Annotated in this window: 13 protein-coding genes, 2 rRNA genes and 1 riboswitch (1 of these 16 only partly in view); of the genes, 1 reads left to right on the top strand and 14 read right to left on the bottom strand. The window is 61.0% G+C overall.

Going from position 1 to position 15,163, the window contains the following annotated elements; translation table 11 throughout:
• Positions 1-130: 130 nt before the first annotated feature.
• Positions 131-2,044, bottom strand: a complete 1,914-nt coding sequence (locus PP263_RS08670; protein ID WP_374693720.1) for an acetoacetate--CoA ligase — start codon at positions 2,042-2,044, stop codon at positions 131-133.
• A gap of 420 nt (positions 2,045-2,464) precedes the next feature.
• Here PP263_RS08670 and PP263_RS08675 point away from each other — a divergent pair, with 420 nt between their 5' ends.
• Complete coding sequence (locus PP263_RS08675; RefSeq protein ID WP_308368585.1) at positions 2,465-3,370, top strand: LysR family transcriptional regulator; 906 nt, start codon at positions 2,465-2,467, stop codon at positions 3,368-3,370.
• Here the strand turns inward: PP263_RS08675 and PP263_RS08680 are convergent.
• The 13 genes from PP263_RS08680 to PP263_RS08740 all read right to left on the bottom strand — a co-directional run.
• A complete protein-coding gene (locus PP263_RS08680; RefSeq protein ID WP_308368007.1) occupies positions 3,349-4,284 on the bottom strand; it encodes a hypothetical protein in 936 nt (311 codons plus the stop codon). The genes PP263_RS08675 and PP263_RS08680 overlap by 22 nt on opposite strands.
• A complete protein-coding gene (locus PP263_RS08685) occupies positions 4,284-4,646 on the bottom strand; it encodes a PadR family transcriptional regulator (protein WP_308368008.1) in 363 nt (120 codons plus the stop codon). Before PP263_RS08685 ends, PP263_RS08680 begins: the two co-directional genes overlap by 1 nt.
• A 163-nt stretch (positions 4,647-4,809) precedes the next feature.
• Complete coding sequence (locus tag PP263_RS08690; RefSeq protein WP_308368009.1) at positions 4,810-5,280, bottom strand: Dps family protein; 471 nt, start codon at positions 5,278-5,280, stop codon at positions 4,810-4,812.
• A 105-nt stretch (positions 5,281-5,385) separates the two neighbouring features.
• Positions 5,386-6,399, bottom strand: a complete 1,014-nt coding sequence (locus PP263_RS08695) for a lyase (protein WP_308368010.1) — start codon at positions 6,397-6,399, stop codon at positions 5,386-5,388.
• 179 nt (positions 6,400-6,578) lie between these two features.
• A complete protein-coding gene (locus PP263_RS08700) occupies positions 6,579-6,908 on the bottom strand; it encodes a c-type cytochrome (protein WP_308368011.1) in 330 nt (109 codons plus the stop codon).
• A 38-nt stretch (positions 6,909-6,946) separates the two neighbouring features.
• The gene (locus PP263_RS08705) at positions 6,947-7,708 is read right to left on the bottom strand and encodes a HesA/MoeB/ThiF family protein (RefSeq protein WP_308368013.1); all 762 of its coding nucleotides are present in this window, start codon (positions 7,706-7,708) and stop codon (positions 6,947-6,949) included.
• Between the two features lie 4 nt (positions 7,709-7,712).
• A complete protein-coding gene (gene thiE / locus PP263_RS08710) occupies positions 7,713-9,242 on the bottom strand; it encodes a thiamine phosphate synthase (RefSeq protein WP_308368014.1) in 1,530 nt (509 codons plus the stop codon).
• Between the two features lie 8 nt (positions 9,243-9,250).
• A complete protein-coding gene (locus tag PP263_RS08715) occupies positions 9,251-10,057 on the bottom strand; it encodes a thiazole synthase (protein WP_308368015.1) in 807 nt (268 codons plus the stop codon).
• Positions 10,058-10,059: 2 nt separating this feature from the next.
• Positions 10,060-10,260, bottom strand: coding sequence for a sulfur carrier protein ThiS (gene thiS / locus PP263_RS08720; protein WP_308368016.1), 201 nt, complete (start codon positions 10,258-10,260; stop codon positions 10,060-10,062).
• Positions 10,260-11,333, bottom strand: a complete 1,074-nt coding sequence (gene thiO / locus PP263_RS08725) for a glycine oxidase ThiO (protein WP_308368017.1) — start codon at positions 11,331-11,333, stop codon at positions 10,260-10,262. Before thiO ends, thiS begins: the two co-directional genes overlap by 1 nt.
• Before the next feature lie 157 nt (positions 11,334-11,490).
• Positions 11,491-13,401 (bottom strand): phosphomethylpyrimidine synthase ThiC, encoded by a 1,911-nt coding sequence (gene thiC, locus PP263_RS08730; RefSeq protein WP_308368018.1) that lies wholly within the window; start codon positions 13,399-13,401, stop codon positions 11,491-11,493.
• A gap of 81 nt (positions 13,402-13,482) precedes the next feature.
• A riboswitch (TPP riboswitch) is annotated at positions 13,483-13,581 on the bottom strand.
• 477 nt (positions 13,582-14,058) lie between these two features.
• Positions 14,059-14,174: ribosomal RNA gene (gene rrf, locus PP263_RS08735) — 5S ribosomal RNA — on the bottom strand.
• Between the two features lie 268 nt (positions 14,175-14,442).
• Positions 14,443-15,163: ribosomal RNA gene (locus tag PP263_RS08740) — 23S ribosomal RNA — on the bottom strand; it runs 2,311 nt beyond the window's last position.

Genomic DNA, 15,163 nt, shown 5'->3' on the forward strand with positions numbered 1-15,163 from the left:
GAATTTCGGGATTGATATTGCGCGTTAGGGTAGCGTATTTGGGTGGTTGGTGGCGAGTGCCGGGAGCGCCGAGCCCAGCTCGGCATGTGGGCCGAAGGCCCGCTGGGCGGGCACAGGGCTTTGCTACAGATCACTCTGTAGCCAACTCGGGCAGGGTTTCGTAGAGCTTCAGCGCCCCCGGATTGGCCAGCGCCTCCACATTCTTCACCGGTTTGCCGTGCACCACATTGCGCACGGCCAGTTCCACGATCTTGCCGCTGATGGTGCGGGGGATATCCGCCACCTGAACCACCTTGGCGGGCACATGGCGGGGGGTGGTGTTGGCGCGGATGGTGCTGCGGATTTTCTGCACCAGTTCCTCGTCGAGTTCGATGCCCTCGCGCAGTACCACGAATAGCACCACGCGCACGTCGCCGCGCCATTCCTGGCCGATGCAGATGCTCTCCAGCACCTCCTCCACCTTTTCCACCTGGCGGTAGATCTCCGCGGTGCCGATGCGTACGCCGCCGGGGTTGAGCACCGCATCGGAGCGGCCGTAGATAATCACCCCGCCGTGCCCGGTGATCTCCGCGTAGTCGCCGTGGGCCCAGATTCCGGGCCAGTTCTCGAAGTAGGCGCCGCGGTACTTGGCGTCATCCGGATCGTTCCAGAAGCCGGTGGGCATGGAGGGGAAGGATTTGGTGCACACCAGTTCGCCCTTTTCCCCGATCACCGCTTTTCCCTCCTCGTTCCAGACTTCCACCGCCATGCCGAGGCCGCGGCACTGCAGCTCGCCGGCGTACACCGGCAGCACCGGGTTGCCCAGCGCGAAGCAGGAGACAATGTCGGTGCCGCCGGAAATGGACGACAGGCACAGGTCCGCCTTGATATCCCGGTACACATAGCGGAAGCCCTCGTGGGCCAGGGGCGAGCCGGTGGAGAGCAGCGCGCGCAGTTTTTCCAGCTTGTGACTCTCGCGGGGTTTACGGCCGGACTTTTCCAGCGCGGCGATATATTTGGCGCTGGTGCCGAACACGCTGATGCCCTCCTCGTCCGCCATGTCCCACAGGCTCTCCGCCGCGGGATAGAAGGGCGAACCGTCGAACAGCACCAGGGTGGCGCCGCAGGCGAGACCGCTCACCAGCCAGTTCCACATCATCCAGCCGCAGGTTGTGAAATAGAACAGCGCGTCATCGCGCTTCAGGTCGCAGTGCAGCCGGTGCTCCTTCAAGTGCTGCAGCAGTGTGCCGCCGGCGCCGTGGACTATGCACTTGGGCATGCCGGTGGTGCCGGAGGAATACATGATATAGAGGGGATGGTTGAATTCGGTTTGCGCGAATTCCAGGGCCCGCCCGGGCGCAGCGGCCACAAAGTCTTCCAGCGCAACCGCCTTGTCCAGGGATTCGATGGCCGCCGCGGTTTCGCCGGCACTGCGCGCCACCGGCACTACCACCAGTTTTTCCAGCGAATCGATGCGCGCGGCAATTTCCTTAAGGCGCGGCAGCGAGTCGATGGTCTTGCCGTTGTAGAAGTAACCCTCGCAGGCGAACAGCACCCTGGGTTCCACTTGGCCGAAGCGGTCCAACACGCCGTTGATACCGAAGTCCGGCGAGCAGGAGGTCCAGACGGCGCCGATGCTGGTGCTGGCCAGCATGGCCACCACGGTGTCGATCACATTGGGCATAAAGCCCGCCACCCGGTCGCCCTGCCCCACTCCCTGGTCGCGCAGGGCGGCGGCCAGTTGTTCCACTTTTACATAGAGATCCGCGTAGCTCAGCTGCCGGCGGCTGCCATTTTCCAGCCGCTCAACCAGGGCGATTCTTTCGTCCCGGTAGCGCAGCAGGTTCTCGGCGAAGTTCAGCCGCGCCTCCGGAAACCACTGGGCACCGGGCATTTCATCACTACCCAGGGTCTGTTCGCCGCGCTCGCTGGCGATCACCCCGGCGAAGTCCCACAGGGCGTTCCAGAAATCCTCGCGCCGGTCCACGGACCACTGGTAAAGCGCTGCATAGTCCGCCAGTTCGAGCTGGTAGCGCTCGTTTACCCGGCGGCGGAACTGGTCCATCTGGGTGGCGGCGATGGCTTCGGGCGTGGGCTGCCACAGGGGCTGGGAATTGTTGCTCATCTCGGCTGACCTTGTCCGTTCATTATTCTCAAGGGTCGCACATTATTGGCGACTGTATTGCTCGGGCAATCATGCCTTGGCCTGACTATTAAAAACAGTTTAAACTTTTTAATATTTATTAAATTTTATTTAACAAACCCGACTCACCTGTAGGAGCGGCGGGGCGGCCATCCGCCCATGGCCGCGACAAATTTGTTGGGAACAAATTTGGACGCCGAAGGCGCCCGAAGGGTGAGCGCCAAGGATGGCGCGAATCAGCGGTCTGTGCTTCGTAGCACAGACTGATCGCGGCCATGGGCCGCTCCTACAAAGGGGCAGGGTACCGAAAAGGAGGTTTGCCTGAGCGCCACCGTCAAACAACTGCGCGCCTTCGTCACCGCCGCCAGAACCCGCAGCCTTGCCGAGGCCAGCGCCCAGTTGCATATCTCCCAGCCGGCACTGTCGGTGGCGATCCGCAATCTGGAGTCCGCCGCAGGCGGGCCGCTGTTCAACCGCGACAGCCGCCAGCTGGCACTGACGCCGGAGGGGCGGGAATTCCTCGATCGCGCCGAACAGCTGCTGCGCACCTGGGACCAGTCGCTGGATGCCATCCAGCAGCGATTCCGGTTGCAGCGCGGGCAGCTGTCGCTGGCGGTGATCCCCGCCTTTGCCTTCAACCGACTACCCGACCTGCTGGCGCGGTTTCACAGCCTGCACCCGGAAATCAATATCCTGCTTGAGGATATCGTGATGGAGCGGGTGCTGCAGGCGGTGTTGGAAGGGCGTGTGGAACTGGGCATCAGCTTCAGACCGGACGACCTGGCGGGGCTGGAATTTGTGCCCTGCGGCGAGGATCGTTTTGTCGCCGTGCTGCCACCGGGCCACCCACTGGCACAGCGGAAGTCCCTGCGCTGGGCGGACCTGGCGGCGGAACCCTTTATCGCCATGAACCGCGGCTCCGCGATACGCCGCTGGACCGATCAGGCTTTTGCCAGTAGCGGAAAAGCGGTGCGCCTGCTGTGCGAGGCCAACCAGCTCAGCACTATCGGCCAATTGGTCAGTGTGGGCCTGGGCGCAAGCGCGGTACCCAGCCTGTGCGAAAGCCAGATGCGCGACTGTGGACTGAAATGCCTGCCGCTGTCGGGGCCGGTGGTGGCACAGCAGGTCGGCGTACTACTGCGCGGCCGGGGAGACATCTCGGCGCCGGCACAGGCCTTTCTCGAGTTGGTCACCGGCGGGCCGAGGGAACAACCGCCCTCCTCCGCTCAGCCGGGCGAACGCAGATAGAGACGAACATTCTTGAGCAGATCCCAGGCGGTTATGACCAGCAAGATGCCGGTGATGATCCGCCAGTTCTTCAATGGCATTTCCCACTGGTCGGCAGCCGTATCGCCCCACTGAAAAGTGAATACCTGCTCCAGGTTGAACAGCAGCGCGAGCAGCAGCAGCCAGCCGGCATTGAGGAAAGCGTCGGCGACCAGCTTCCCCCGGGTCCAGAAAGGGGAGAACAACTTGCCCAGGGCCATCAGAATGCTGAGCCCCGCAGCGATATTCAACCAGGGCAGCAGCGTCTGCACTCCGTCGCTAAAGACAAACATGGCACCGCCCTGCAGCGAGGTAAAGACATCGTTCAGCCACGCCATAAAGAGCAGTATCGCGACCAGCTCGGCCGCGCTTTCGAACTGGCTGATGCGATGGTCCGGGTCGGCGATCCGCGGCAGTTTGCGCGGATCCCATTTGCCGAAGAAATCGCTGTAGCTGATGCTCTCGCCGGCCAGGTAAAAGCCGAGGGTCACCCAGGCAAAGCAGTGCAACCCGGCGTCGAAAGTGCCGGTCAGCCAATGCACGGCGGCGCGGGTAAAGTCCGGCTCCGGCTGGCTGAACAACCCGAGTGCGGTGACGACACCGTTGGCGATGATCACCGCCAGGAACACCCATTTCAGCACCTGGATATACAGAGGGAAAAGAGCCTCGCTGACCAGGGTCCTGTGCGGCCGGTAGGCCGCTGCCACCTCCATCGGGTGCCCCCTCCGTTTCAACAGGCTCAGCACCTCCGCTTCCGTAGGTGCGCGCCCCAGGCTGTCGGCCATGTCGTCGCACTGGTCCCGCAGGTCCGAGTAAAGTTCACTGCCGACGTCTTCCCGCATCCCGCCCGGCAGATAGGTTTTCACGTTATCGACATAGCGTTGCAGCCAATCCATCACGTTTTCTCCCCGAGTTGTTCAATGGCGCCGTTGAGCTTCCGCCACTCCGCCGCCATCTGTTGCAGGGCGGTTTCGCCGTCTTCACTGATTCGGTAGAAGCGCCTTTTGCGGCCGTCCTGGAGCTTCCACTCACTGGTCAGTAGCCCCTGGTCCTCCAGCCGCCTGAGCAGCGGATAGAGAGTTCCCTCGTCCATTTCCAGGCCAATGGCGGCCAAGCGTTTGCGCAGGGAATAGCCGTAATGGGAACTGCCCAGCGCCCGCAGCACGGCCAGGATCACCACCCCGCGGCGCATTTCCATAATCAGTTTGTTCAGACGGTCCGGCGCAAGCGTCACCTTGCCCTCCATACTGTGTACCACACAGTACTTACTGTGCACCACACAGTAATCGAGTGCAAGAGAAATTTTGCACCGCGGAGGGAGAAGCGGGGTTATTGGGAGACTATGCAGGAAAAGCGGAGGGGCGAACGCAAAGTTCGCCCCGGGACGGGTGGCGAATACCGGATGCCGAATACCAAAAGTATTATTGCGTCATCGCCCGCAGCATCCAGGCAGTTTTTTCATGCACCCGCATACGGTCGGAGACCAGCGCGATGGTGGATTCATCGTCGCCCGCCTGGGCGGCCTTGAGAGCATCCCGGCAGGTTCTGACCACCTGCTCGTGGTTCTGGGTGAGGATCTCCAGCATCTCCTCCGCCGGTGGTACCTGCTCCACCTCCTTGATCGAACCCAGTTCGGAAAAGGCCCGGTAGGTGCCCGGCGCCATTACGCCCAGGGTGCGTATCCGCTCGGCGATATCGTCCACCGCCGTGGCCAATTCCGTGTACTGTTCCTCGAACATCAGGTGAAGCTGGCGGAACATGGGGCCGGTGACATTCCAGTGGAAATTGTGGGTCTGCAGGTAGAGGGTGTAGGTGTCCGCCAACAGCCGCTTCAGCCCCTGGGCGATTTTTTCCCTGTCCTGCGCGCCGATGCCGATATCGATAGTGCTCATGCTCAAACTCTCCGTTTTCAAGGGATAAAATTCATTGGGGACCATGGTAATTGGCCGGAAACCTCATGAGAAATTAATAAACTAAAACTCACCAATAGCTATCCACTATGGTATTGGCTTACCTTGCGCCAGATAACCCGCATCCACACCGAACCAGAAGCTGCCATCCGCCTTATTGAACATCATATGCCGCACGTTGCCGCCGCTGGGCACCTCGGTGGCGCTGATAAACTTTTCCGTCGCGGTATCGAAGCCGAGAATGCGGTTGGGAATCACCCCGGTATCGACGATCCACAGCCGGCCCTTGTCGTCCGGTGCGGTGCCGTAAGGGCGCGGCGTGGCTCCGGGAAGGCGCCACTCGGTAAATTTGCCCGAGGCCGGGACGTAGCGGCCCAGGTAGCCGTCGGTGTAGTCCACATACCAGATGTTGCCGTCATCATCGATTTCCAGGCGGCGCGGCCGAGCCCCGGCTCGCGGCAGTGTTATCTCTGTCAGGGCGAGGGTTTTCGGATCCACCCGGGCCAGCTTGTTGGTGCCGAACAGCGCAATCCAGGGGCGGTTCTGTGCATCCATTTTTATGCCGTATGGGCGCGCCTTTGCCGACTGCAGCTCCACCACTTTCACTTCGCCGGTTTTGACATCCAGCAGGCCGATGCGATTGCCGTGCTGGGCGGTAAACCAGATATTGCCCTCGCGGTTGAACACCATGGTGTGCGGGTCCTCGATTCCCTCCGGCATGGCAAAGCGACGGATTTCGCCACTCTGCGGATCGAGGCGGCCGATATGCGCATTGCGATTGCCCGCGTACCAGACCCGGTCCTGATCGTCGATGATCAGGTTGTGGGGATGACTGCCATCGGGTACCGAAAATTTTTTGAACTCGCCACTGGCGGGGGAAAAGCGACCGATATAATTGCCGGACTGGCCGCAAAACCACACATCGCCATTGCTGTCTACAAAAGGGTCCCGCGGGCGGCCGCCCCAAGGCACCTTCCATTCGCTGAGTGACAGCTTGTCCGGCAGCGGCTGTTCTCCGGCGGCGTCGGCGAAAGGAACGAAACTCAGAAAAAACAATACGAAGGAAAAGGTAGGACGATACAGCTGGGTAAAAGCAAGCATATATTGCCTCCCGGTTGTTCAGAAGTTCCCTAACTGATCGGGGTGGCACCAAGTTAAGCAGATACCCCTTGTAGGATGGGCAAAGCGCAGCGTGCCCATCTTCCGAGACCTTGATGGGCACGCTACGCTTTGCCCATCCTACAGGGGCTCGGATTTTCCGCTTAACTTTGTGCCATTCATCACTGATCCCTGTCTTCAGCCATAAAGCGGATCAGCGCGGCGTACTCCTCCCGTGTACAGTCGAAGCAGAGGCCGCGGGGCGGCATGGCTTGGTAACCTTTTTCGACATGAGTCACCAGGGTGTCCATGCCCTGTTCCAGGCGCGGTGCCCAGGCATCGGTGTCGCCGGTGCGCGGCGCTCCGGCCACGCCAGTGGCGTGGCAGCTGTGGCAACTGCGCAAATAGATTTCCTGTATCTCTTCCCGGCTGGTGCGCGGGTTGTGTTCCGCCGCTGTGTCAACAGCCGGCTCATCCGGCGAGCAGGCGGTGGAAAGCAAAAGTAACGCCACGACGAGGGAGTTCCTGCACATCTGTCTTCTGTACTCTGTCATCTGCCTTTCGTGCCACAAACCGGGCAGTCATTATCCCTTTGCAGTTGCAGCGACCGCAATTCCAGGGTCTCCGCCTCGAACAGCTGCAGCCGTCCGCAGCTGGCCAGGGGCAGACCCAGAATCCAGCGGATCGCCTCCAGCGCCTGCATGCTGCCGACAACACCCAACGCCGGCCCCATTACCCCCGCTGTGGAGCAGTTCTCCACCGCTTCTTCACTCTCCTGAGGAGGAAACAGGCAGGCATAGCAGGGCGAGGGATCGGATGAAAAATCGAAACTGACCAGTTGCCCGGAAAAGCCCCGCACCGAGGCCATGATCGCCGGCCGTCGGAGTTCGCGACACACGCGGTTGACGGTATGGCGGATGGCCAGGTTGTCAGTGCAGTCGAGCACCAGGTCTATCGAGGGCAACTGGCCGCGCAGCCAGGGCTCGTCCGCCATGCGCGCGTGGGCGTGCAGGCGGATTTCCGGATTGGCGGCGGTGAGTTGCTGCGCCGCGACCTGGGCCTTGTCTTTATCGCGGTGATTGGTTTTGTAGAGTATCTGCCGCTGCAGGTTGGAAATTTCCACCCGGTCGCCGTCCACCAGGTGAATCTCACCCACCCCGGCCGCGGCCAGGTACAGGGCCGCCGGACTGCCTAGGCCGCCGAGACCGATGATCATTATCCGCGCCCGCGCCAGTTTTTCCTGCCCCGCCTCACCCACCTGGGGCAGCATTATCTGGCGGCTGTAGCGCTGTAACTGTTTGCGGTTCAACATGGAGCTATCCGTCTAAAAGGGCCTGGAACTGGCGCACCGCCTGCGCGCAATCGGCCGCCTGGGTAACGGCGGTGACCACCGCGATACTGCCCACACCGGAGGCCGCAACTTCCGGCGCGCGCTGCAAGTTGATACCGCCGATGGCCACCAGCGGATAATCCGGCAGCAGTGCGGCCATGCGCGCGAGCTTGCCCACGCCCTGCAGCTGCCCGCTCATATCCTTGGTACTGGTGGCGAAGATGGCACCGATGGCCAGGTAGCTGGGGCGGTAGCGGTGGGCGCGCAGCAATTCGTAGAAACCGTGGGTGCTGATTCCCAGCTTCAGCCCGGCATTTTTTATGGCCGCCAGATCGGCGGTCTGCAAATCTTCCTGGCCCAGGTGTACACCATAGGCGCCGCAGTCGATGGCCAGTTGCCAGTGATCGTTGATAAACAGGCGTAGATCGTATTCGCGGCCGATGGCCACGGCGCGTTCGATCTCCGCACGCAAATCCGTGTCGGGATTTTTGATTCTCAACTGTAGTGTGCGCACACCCAGCTTTGCCAGCCTTTCCAGCCAGTCCGTCGAGTCCACCACCGGGTAGAGCCCCAGGCGATTGCTGTCCGGCGGGGGAAAACCCTGTGCGAACCGCGCATTGGCCTCTTCGGAATAGCAGCCGTATTTTTTTGCCCGCTCCTCAGCGGGTAAAAGTATCTGCGGAAAATCCTCCAGTTCGCCCGGCCAGCCACAGTGGCCAACGGGACCGGAGCCACCGCCGATGTTTTCCCCGTTGCCGAGGCGAAGGCCCCGCTGCACGGTGGCCTTGGCCACCACACAGGCGTCGCGCAACGGGTAACCCAGCGCCATCGACGCGGCGATCGCGGAAGACAGGGTGCAGCCAGTGCCGTGGGTGCAGCCGGAGGCAATTTTCCCACCGATCAACCAGTCCGCTTCCTCGCCGTCCCAGAGCAGGTCGGCCACTTCCCCGGGCACGATCTCGCTGTGACCACCGGTCACCAGGACCGCAGTACAGCCGCGGCTCTGCAACTGCCGGGCGGCAGCGGCGATCTGCTCCGCACCGCCCACTGGTGTGCCGGCCAGCCACTCCAGTTCGTGCAGGTTGGGAGTAATCAGGTCGCACAGGGGCAGGAGTTCCCGCAGCACCACTTCTCCGGTGGAACCTTCGGTCAGCGCGGCGCCGCTGGTGGCGACGGCCACGGGGTCGTAGACGACCGGGACCTTTTTGATCTGTCTCAGGCCGCGCAGGAATTCCGCCACCGCGGCGACCTGTCCGCCGTTGGCGAGCAAACCGATTTTGATGGCGGAGGGAAAGAGGTCCCGCTGCAGTGCCTGCAACTGGGAAAGCAGAATCTCCGGCGACACCGCATTGATCGCAGCCACCTCGCGGGTGTTCTGCGCGGTGTTGGCGGTAATCGCGGTGCAGCCGTGGCAGCCGAGATCGGCGAAGGTCAGCAGGTCCGCCTGGATACCGGCGCCGCCGCCGGAATCGCTGCCGGCGATGGACCAGACGATGGGTTTGCTTTTCATAGTCATTACAGCAGCTATTCCTGCAGTGCGTTATCCGCCTGTTGCCAGAATGGCATATCCAGCGTGGGAGTGCTGGGGCTGGCGGTCTGGCGTTTCAACATCAGCCCCGCACTGTAGGCGGTGCGCCCGGCTTCCACGGCGAGCCTGAAAGCCCGCGCCATATTCACCGGCTCCTGGGCCCGGGCGATGGCGGTGTTCAGCAGAACGGCATCGTAGCCCATTTCCATCGCCTCCGCCGCCTGGGAGGGCGCGCCGATGCCGGCGTCGATAATCAGCGGCGTATCCGGCAAGCGCTCGCGCAGTGTCTGCAGATTGTATTTATTGAGCAATCCCTGGCCGGTGCCGATGGGCGCGCCCCAGGGCATCAGCACTTCACAGCCCACATCCAGCAGCTTGCGGCACACCACCAGGTCGTCGGTGCAGTAGGGCAGAACTTTGAAACCGCGCCGCACCAGTTCCCGCGCCGCCTCCACCAGGCCGTAGGGGTCCGGCTGCAGGTTGTAATCGTCGCCGATCACTTCCAGTTTGAGCCAGTCGGTCTGGAAAATTTCCCGGGACATCTCCGCCAGCGCAATCACTTCCCGCGGGGTTTTGCAGCCGGCGGTATTGGGCAGCAACTGGCAGCCGGATTCGCGAATGTAGTCCCAGAGCATTTTGCCCTGCTGTTGTTCCGGGCTCTGCCGGCGCAGGGACAGGGTAATGATCTGCGCACCGGAAGCTTCGACCGACTCGCGCATAATCGCCGGCGAGGGATACAGCGCGGTGCCGATCAGCAGACGGCTGTCAAAGGTTGCGCCATAGAGTTTCAACAAATCCGCCATAGTCAACCACCCACCACTGGGGCGACGATATCCAGGGCGTCGCCATCGTTCAGCCGGGTCTCCCCGTAGTCTGCCCTGGGCACGAAATCCCCATTCAGGGCCACGGCAAACGCCTCACCCCTGTATCCCAGCCGTTGCAGCAGACTGGATAAATCCGTCGGCCGCTCCAGCTTTTCCACTTGCCCGTTGACTAGCACTTGCATCAGGCCACCTGTAAACATTGTTGCATTACCAGTTTCTCTACACGCTCAACCAGCGCCGGCGCCAACAAATAGCCGTGCCGGTAGAGACCATTGACCCGCACCAACCGCGGTTCGCCGTGCACATGGGGGAGATTGTCCATAGTGGCGGGACGGCAGTTGACCCGGGATTCGACAACCCGGGCCTCTGCGAATGCCGGATGCAGCGAATAGAGCGCGGAGGACAGCTCCATCAGGGAGCGTACCGATATCGGCGACATATCCTCGCTCTCGATTTCCGTGGCGCCGATCACCGTCTGCCCCCCGCTCCGCGGCACCGCGTAGAGCTGGTAGCGCGGGTGCAGCAGGCGCACCGGCCGCTGCAACTGGACCTCGCGGGTTTCCACCACCAGCACTTCACCGCGCACGCCGCGCAGCCCTTCAACCTGCCCCTTGGCGCCGAGGCCACGGCAGTCGATGACGCAGTCGAAACTCAGCTTGCTTTCACCGTGTTCCACACAACCGGGAGTGCACTCCACCGGCGTGCGCTCGCGCAGGTGAACCCCCTGCTGTCGCAGAAGGTTCAACAGCACCGGCAACAGGCGGCGATTGTCGATGTCCCCCTCGCTCTCCAGGTACAGCCCCTGTTCGAAGTTTTCCAGGACCGGCTCCAGTTGTTGCAGCTGCCCCCTGTCCAGTGGGCGAACCTGAGCACTCTCATCGCCGCTCAGCTTACCGGCCAACTCTCGTTGGAAGTGTTCCAGTTCACTTCTATCACGCCCGTGCGCCACCAGCACACTGCCGGCGCGGCGAAACTCCACCGCCTTTCCGCTCTGTGTTTCCAGCTGCCGCGCCCAGTCGGGCCACAACTCCAGGCTACGGATACCCAGGTCATACACTTCCCGTTGGCTGTGCACCAGTTCCGACAGCGGCGAGATCATCCCGGCGGCAGCCCAGCAGGCACCGCTGGGCGTGGTGAAATCCCGCGCTTCAAACAGGCTGATATCGCAGTTGCGCTGTGCCAGCCGCCAGGCCAGCAGGCGGCCCATCAGACCGCCGCCGGCTATGGCGATTCGGGGGGCATTGTTGTCGGTCACTAAACGTCTTCCGTTATCAGTAGGATGGGCAAAGGAGCGAAGCGATGTGCCCATCACAGGCCCTGTTGATGGGCACGCTGCGCTTTGCCCACCCTACGGCTTTGACAGTAGTAGAAAGTCCAATAGGCTCTGCTACCAAAGCTCCGAGCAAAGTCCATCAGCCCTTGTGATATAGCTCGCTGCCCATATCCTTGAATTTGATCGCCATCTCCTCCATGCCCTTCTCCGCTTCCTGTTTGGCTGCATACTCCCGGACATCCTGAGTAATTTTCATGGAGCAGAACTTCGGCCCGCACATGGAACAGAAATGCGCAACCTTGCCGGATTCCTTGGGCAGGGTTTCATCGTGGTAGGTGCGCGCGCGCTCCGGGTCCAGGCCCAGATTGAACTGGTCTTCCCAGCGGAACTCGAAACGCGCCTTGGACAGGGCGTTGTCCCTCATTTGCGCCCTCGGATGTCCCTTGGCCAGGTCCGCGGCATGGGCAGCGATCTTATAGGCCATCAGCCCCTCTTTAACATCCTCTTTGTTGGGTAGCCCCAGGTGCTCCTTGGGAGTTACGTAGCACAGCATGGCGCAGCCATAAGTGCCGATCAGAGCTGCACCAATACCGGAGGTGATATGGTCGTAGCCGGGGGCGATATCGGTGGTCAGCGGGCCGAGGGTATAGAAAGGCGCGCCGTGGCAGTGTTTCAACTGCTCATCCATATTTTCCTTGATCTTGTGGATGGCCACATGGCCGGGGCCCTCGATCATGGTCTGCACGTCGTGCCGCCAGGCAATTTCGGTGAGCTCGCCCAGTGTGTGCAGTTCGCCAAACTGGGCCTCGTCGTTGGCATCGGCAATGGAACCCGGGCGCAGGCCGTCACCGAGACTAAAGCTCACATCGTAGGCCTTCATGATTTCACAGATTTCCTCGAAATGGGTGTAGAGGAAATTCTCCCTGTGATGGGCCAGGCACCACTTGGCCATAATGGAACCGCCGCGGGACACGATTCCGGTTACCCGCTTGGCGGTCATCGGCACGTAGCGCAACAGCACGCCGGCGTGAATAGTGAAGTAGTCCACGCCCTGCTCCGCCTGCTCGATCAAGGTATCGCGGAACACCTCCCAGTTGAGGTCCTCGGCGACGCCGTCGACTTTTTCCAGCGCCTGGTAAATGGGCACTGTGCCGATGGGTACCGGCGAATTGCGCAGTATCCACTCGCGGGTCTCGTGAATGTTCTGGCCGGTGGACAGATCCATCACAGTGTCCGCCCCCCACTTGGTCGACCACACCAGCTTTTCCACTTCCTCTTCAATGGAAGAGGTCACCGCGGAGTTACCGATATTCGCGTTGACCTTGCACAGGAAATTGCGGCCGATAATCATCGGCTCCAGCTCCGGATGGTTGATATTGGCCGGAATGATCGCGCGGCCCTCGGCCACCTCGCGGCGCACGAACTCAGGGGTGATCTGTTCGGGAATATAGATTCCGTCGCGGGCTTTCTGGTAATGGGATTCCTTCAGCGCATCGGCAATCTGCGCGCGGCCCATATTTTCGCGCACAGCGATAAATTCCATTTCCGGGGTGACAATACCGCGACGCGCATAGTGCATCTGCGAGACATTCATACCCGCCATGGCTCGGCGCGGCGAAGGCAGGTTTTCGAAGCGGATATGATCCAGGCCGCTGTCCGCCATACGCTTCTGGCTGTAGGCGGCCTGGCGGGAGGTGAGCACCTCGGTATCGTCGCGCGCCTCGATCCAGGCCTGGCGCAACTTGGGCAGGCCCTCCCGCACATCAATCCTGTTCTCCGGGTCCGAGTAGGGACCAGAGGTGTCATACACCTGCAGCGGCGCGTTGGGCTCCAGTACCGGATTCTGCTCATCGCCGCCCACCACACTGTCGCCGAGACAGATTTCCCGCACACCCACGCGAATATCCGGGGTTTCACCCTGCAGATAAACCTTGCGGGAGTTGGGGAAAGACTGCGCGGTGAGATTGTCCAGAAATGATTTCGCGGAATCGCGACTGGCGACACGGCTGGATTTGGCGGCGCGGGCGGGCTGATCGGTAACCTGAGACATGCTGACCCCTGTGGCTTGCGGAAGATTGACGCCGCAGTGCCCGGGGCAGACAGATTTAAGAGAGAGGAGTCGCGACAAATGGCGACTTCAGATCTTGTTTCCTACGCGGGGATAACCCCGATCAGGTTCAACGGATCTCGCTACAGCGATCTCAGCCCACAGGCACTCCGACAAGTTGTGCCGCAGTATAGTAGATGCCCTTCGCCGTGAACAGGATGCCGGTGTGTGGATTGTGAACTGGGGCGGGTATCCGGTCGGAAAGTCTGATCGCGGCCATGGGCCGCTCCTACAGGGAGGGAGTGAGATTATTCTGTTGGAGCGGCCGCTGGCCGCGATCGGGGTTGGATTCGGTACGGTGAGGAAGAGGCTGTTAACTTCTGCCTCGCCATCCCTGGCGCGGCTTCTAAGTGTTCGATCCTGCCCCGGCCCGGCCATCCCTGGCCGGTCGCCCCAGAGCGCGCGAAGCTGCGCTTCGCAAACGCGCTCTGGGGCCCTACTCTGATCGCGGCACATCCCTGTGCCGCGCCCCTACGAGCGCCTGCGGCGTCCAAATCGGCTTTCCTGCCGATTTGTCACGATGTTCGGCAGTAGGCGTTTGTGCAATCTGTAAATAAAAAAAAGGGCCACCCGCTTGGGTGGCCCTTTTTTTATTTAGAAGCCTGACGATGACCTACTCTCACATGGGGAGACCCCACACTACCATCGGCGATGCTGCGTTTCACTACTGAGTTCGGCATGGGATCAGGTGGTTCCACAGCTCTATGGTCGTCAGGCAAACTGGCTTGGGTTGGCTTGGTCTTATGAGCGGTTGCTCTGCACTGCCGTCTGACTGTCCGTTTGCCGCTGATTTTCCAGCGTTACAGTCAACCCAAATAAGTCGGTAAAACAATCTGTAGTAATACACCGCAAGGCCGCTCTTTCAAGCGTCGTCTGCGCGTCTCTCTGACTTCACAATCCCGCTTCACTTCGAGTCTCGATTTCAAGCTTTCACTCTCAGTCTTCACTCTCCGCTCAGCAGTCGTCAGTAACCATCTCTGTTGTATGGTCAAGCCGCACGGGCAATTAGTACTGGTTAGCTCAACGCCTCACAACGCTTCCACACCCAGCCTATCAACCTGGTAGTCTTCCAGGGCCCTTCAGGGGACTCGAAGTCCCAGGGAGATCTTATCTTGAAGGAGGCTTCCCGCTTAGATGCTTTCAGCGGTTATCCCGTCCGAACATAGCTACCGGGCAATGCCACTGGCGTGACAACCCGAACACCAGAGGTTCGTTCACTCCGGTCCTCTCGTACTAGGAGCAACTCTTCTCAAATCTCCAACGCCCACGGCAGATAGGGACCGAACTGTCTCACGACGTTCTAAACCCAGCTCGCGTACCACTTTAAATGGCGAACAGCCATACCCTTGGGACCGGCTTCAGCCCCAGGATGTGATGAGCCGACATCGAGGTGCCAAACACCGCCGTCGATGTGAACTCTTGGGCGGTATCAGCCTGTTATCCCCGGAGTACCTTTTATCCGTTGAGCGATGGCCCTTCCATACAGAACCACCGGATCACTATGACCTACTTTCGTACCTGCTCGACATGTCTGTCTCGCAGTCAAGCGCACTTATACCATTATGCTCATTGCATGATTTCCGACCATGCTGAGTGCACCTTCGTACTCCTCCGTTACTCTTTGGGAGGAGACCGCCCCAGTCAAACTACCCACCATACACTGTCCCCGATCCGGATTACGGACCTGGGTTAGAACCTCAAACAT

Source organism: Microbulbifer sp. TB1203 (assembly GCF_030997045.1).
Lineage (GTDB): Bacteria > Pseudomonadota > Gammaproteobacteria > Pseudomonadales > Cellvibrionaceae > Microbulbifer.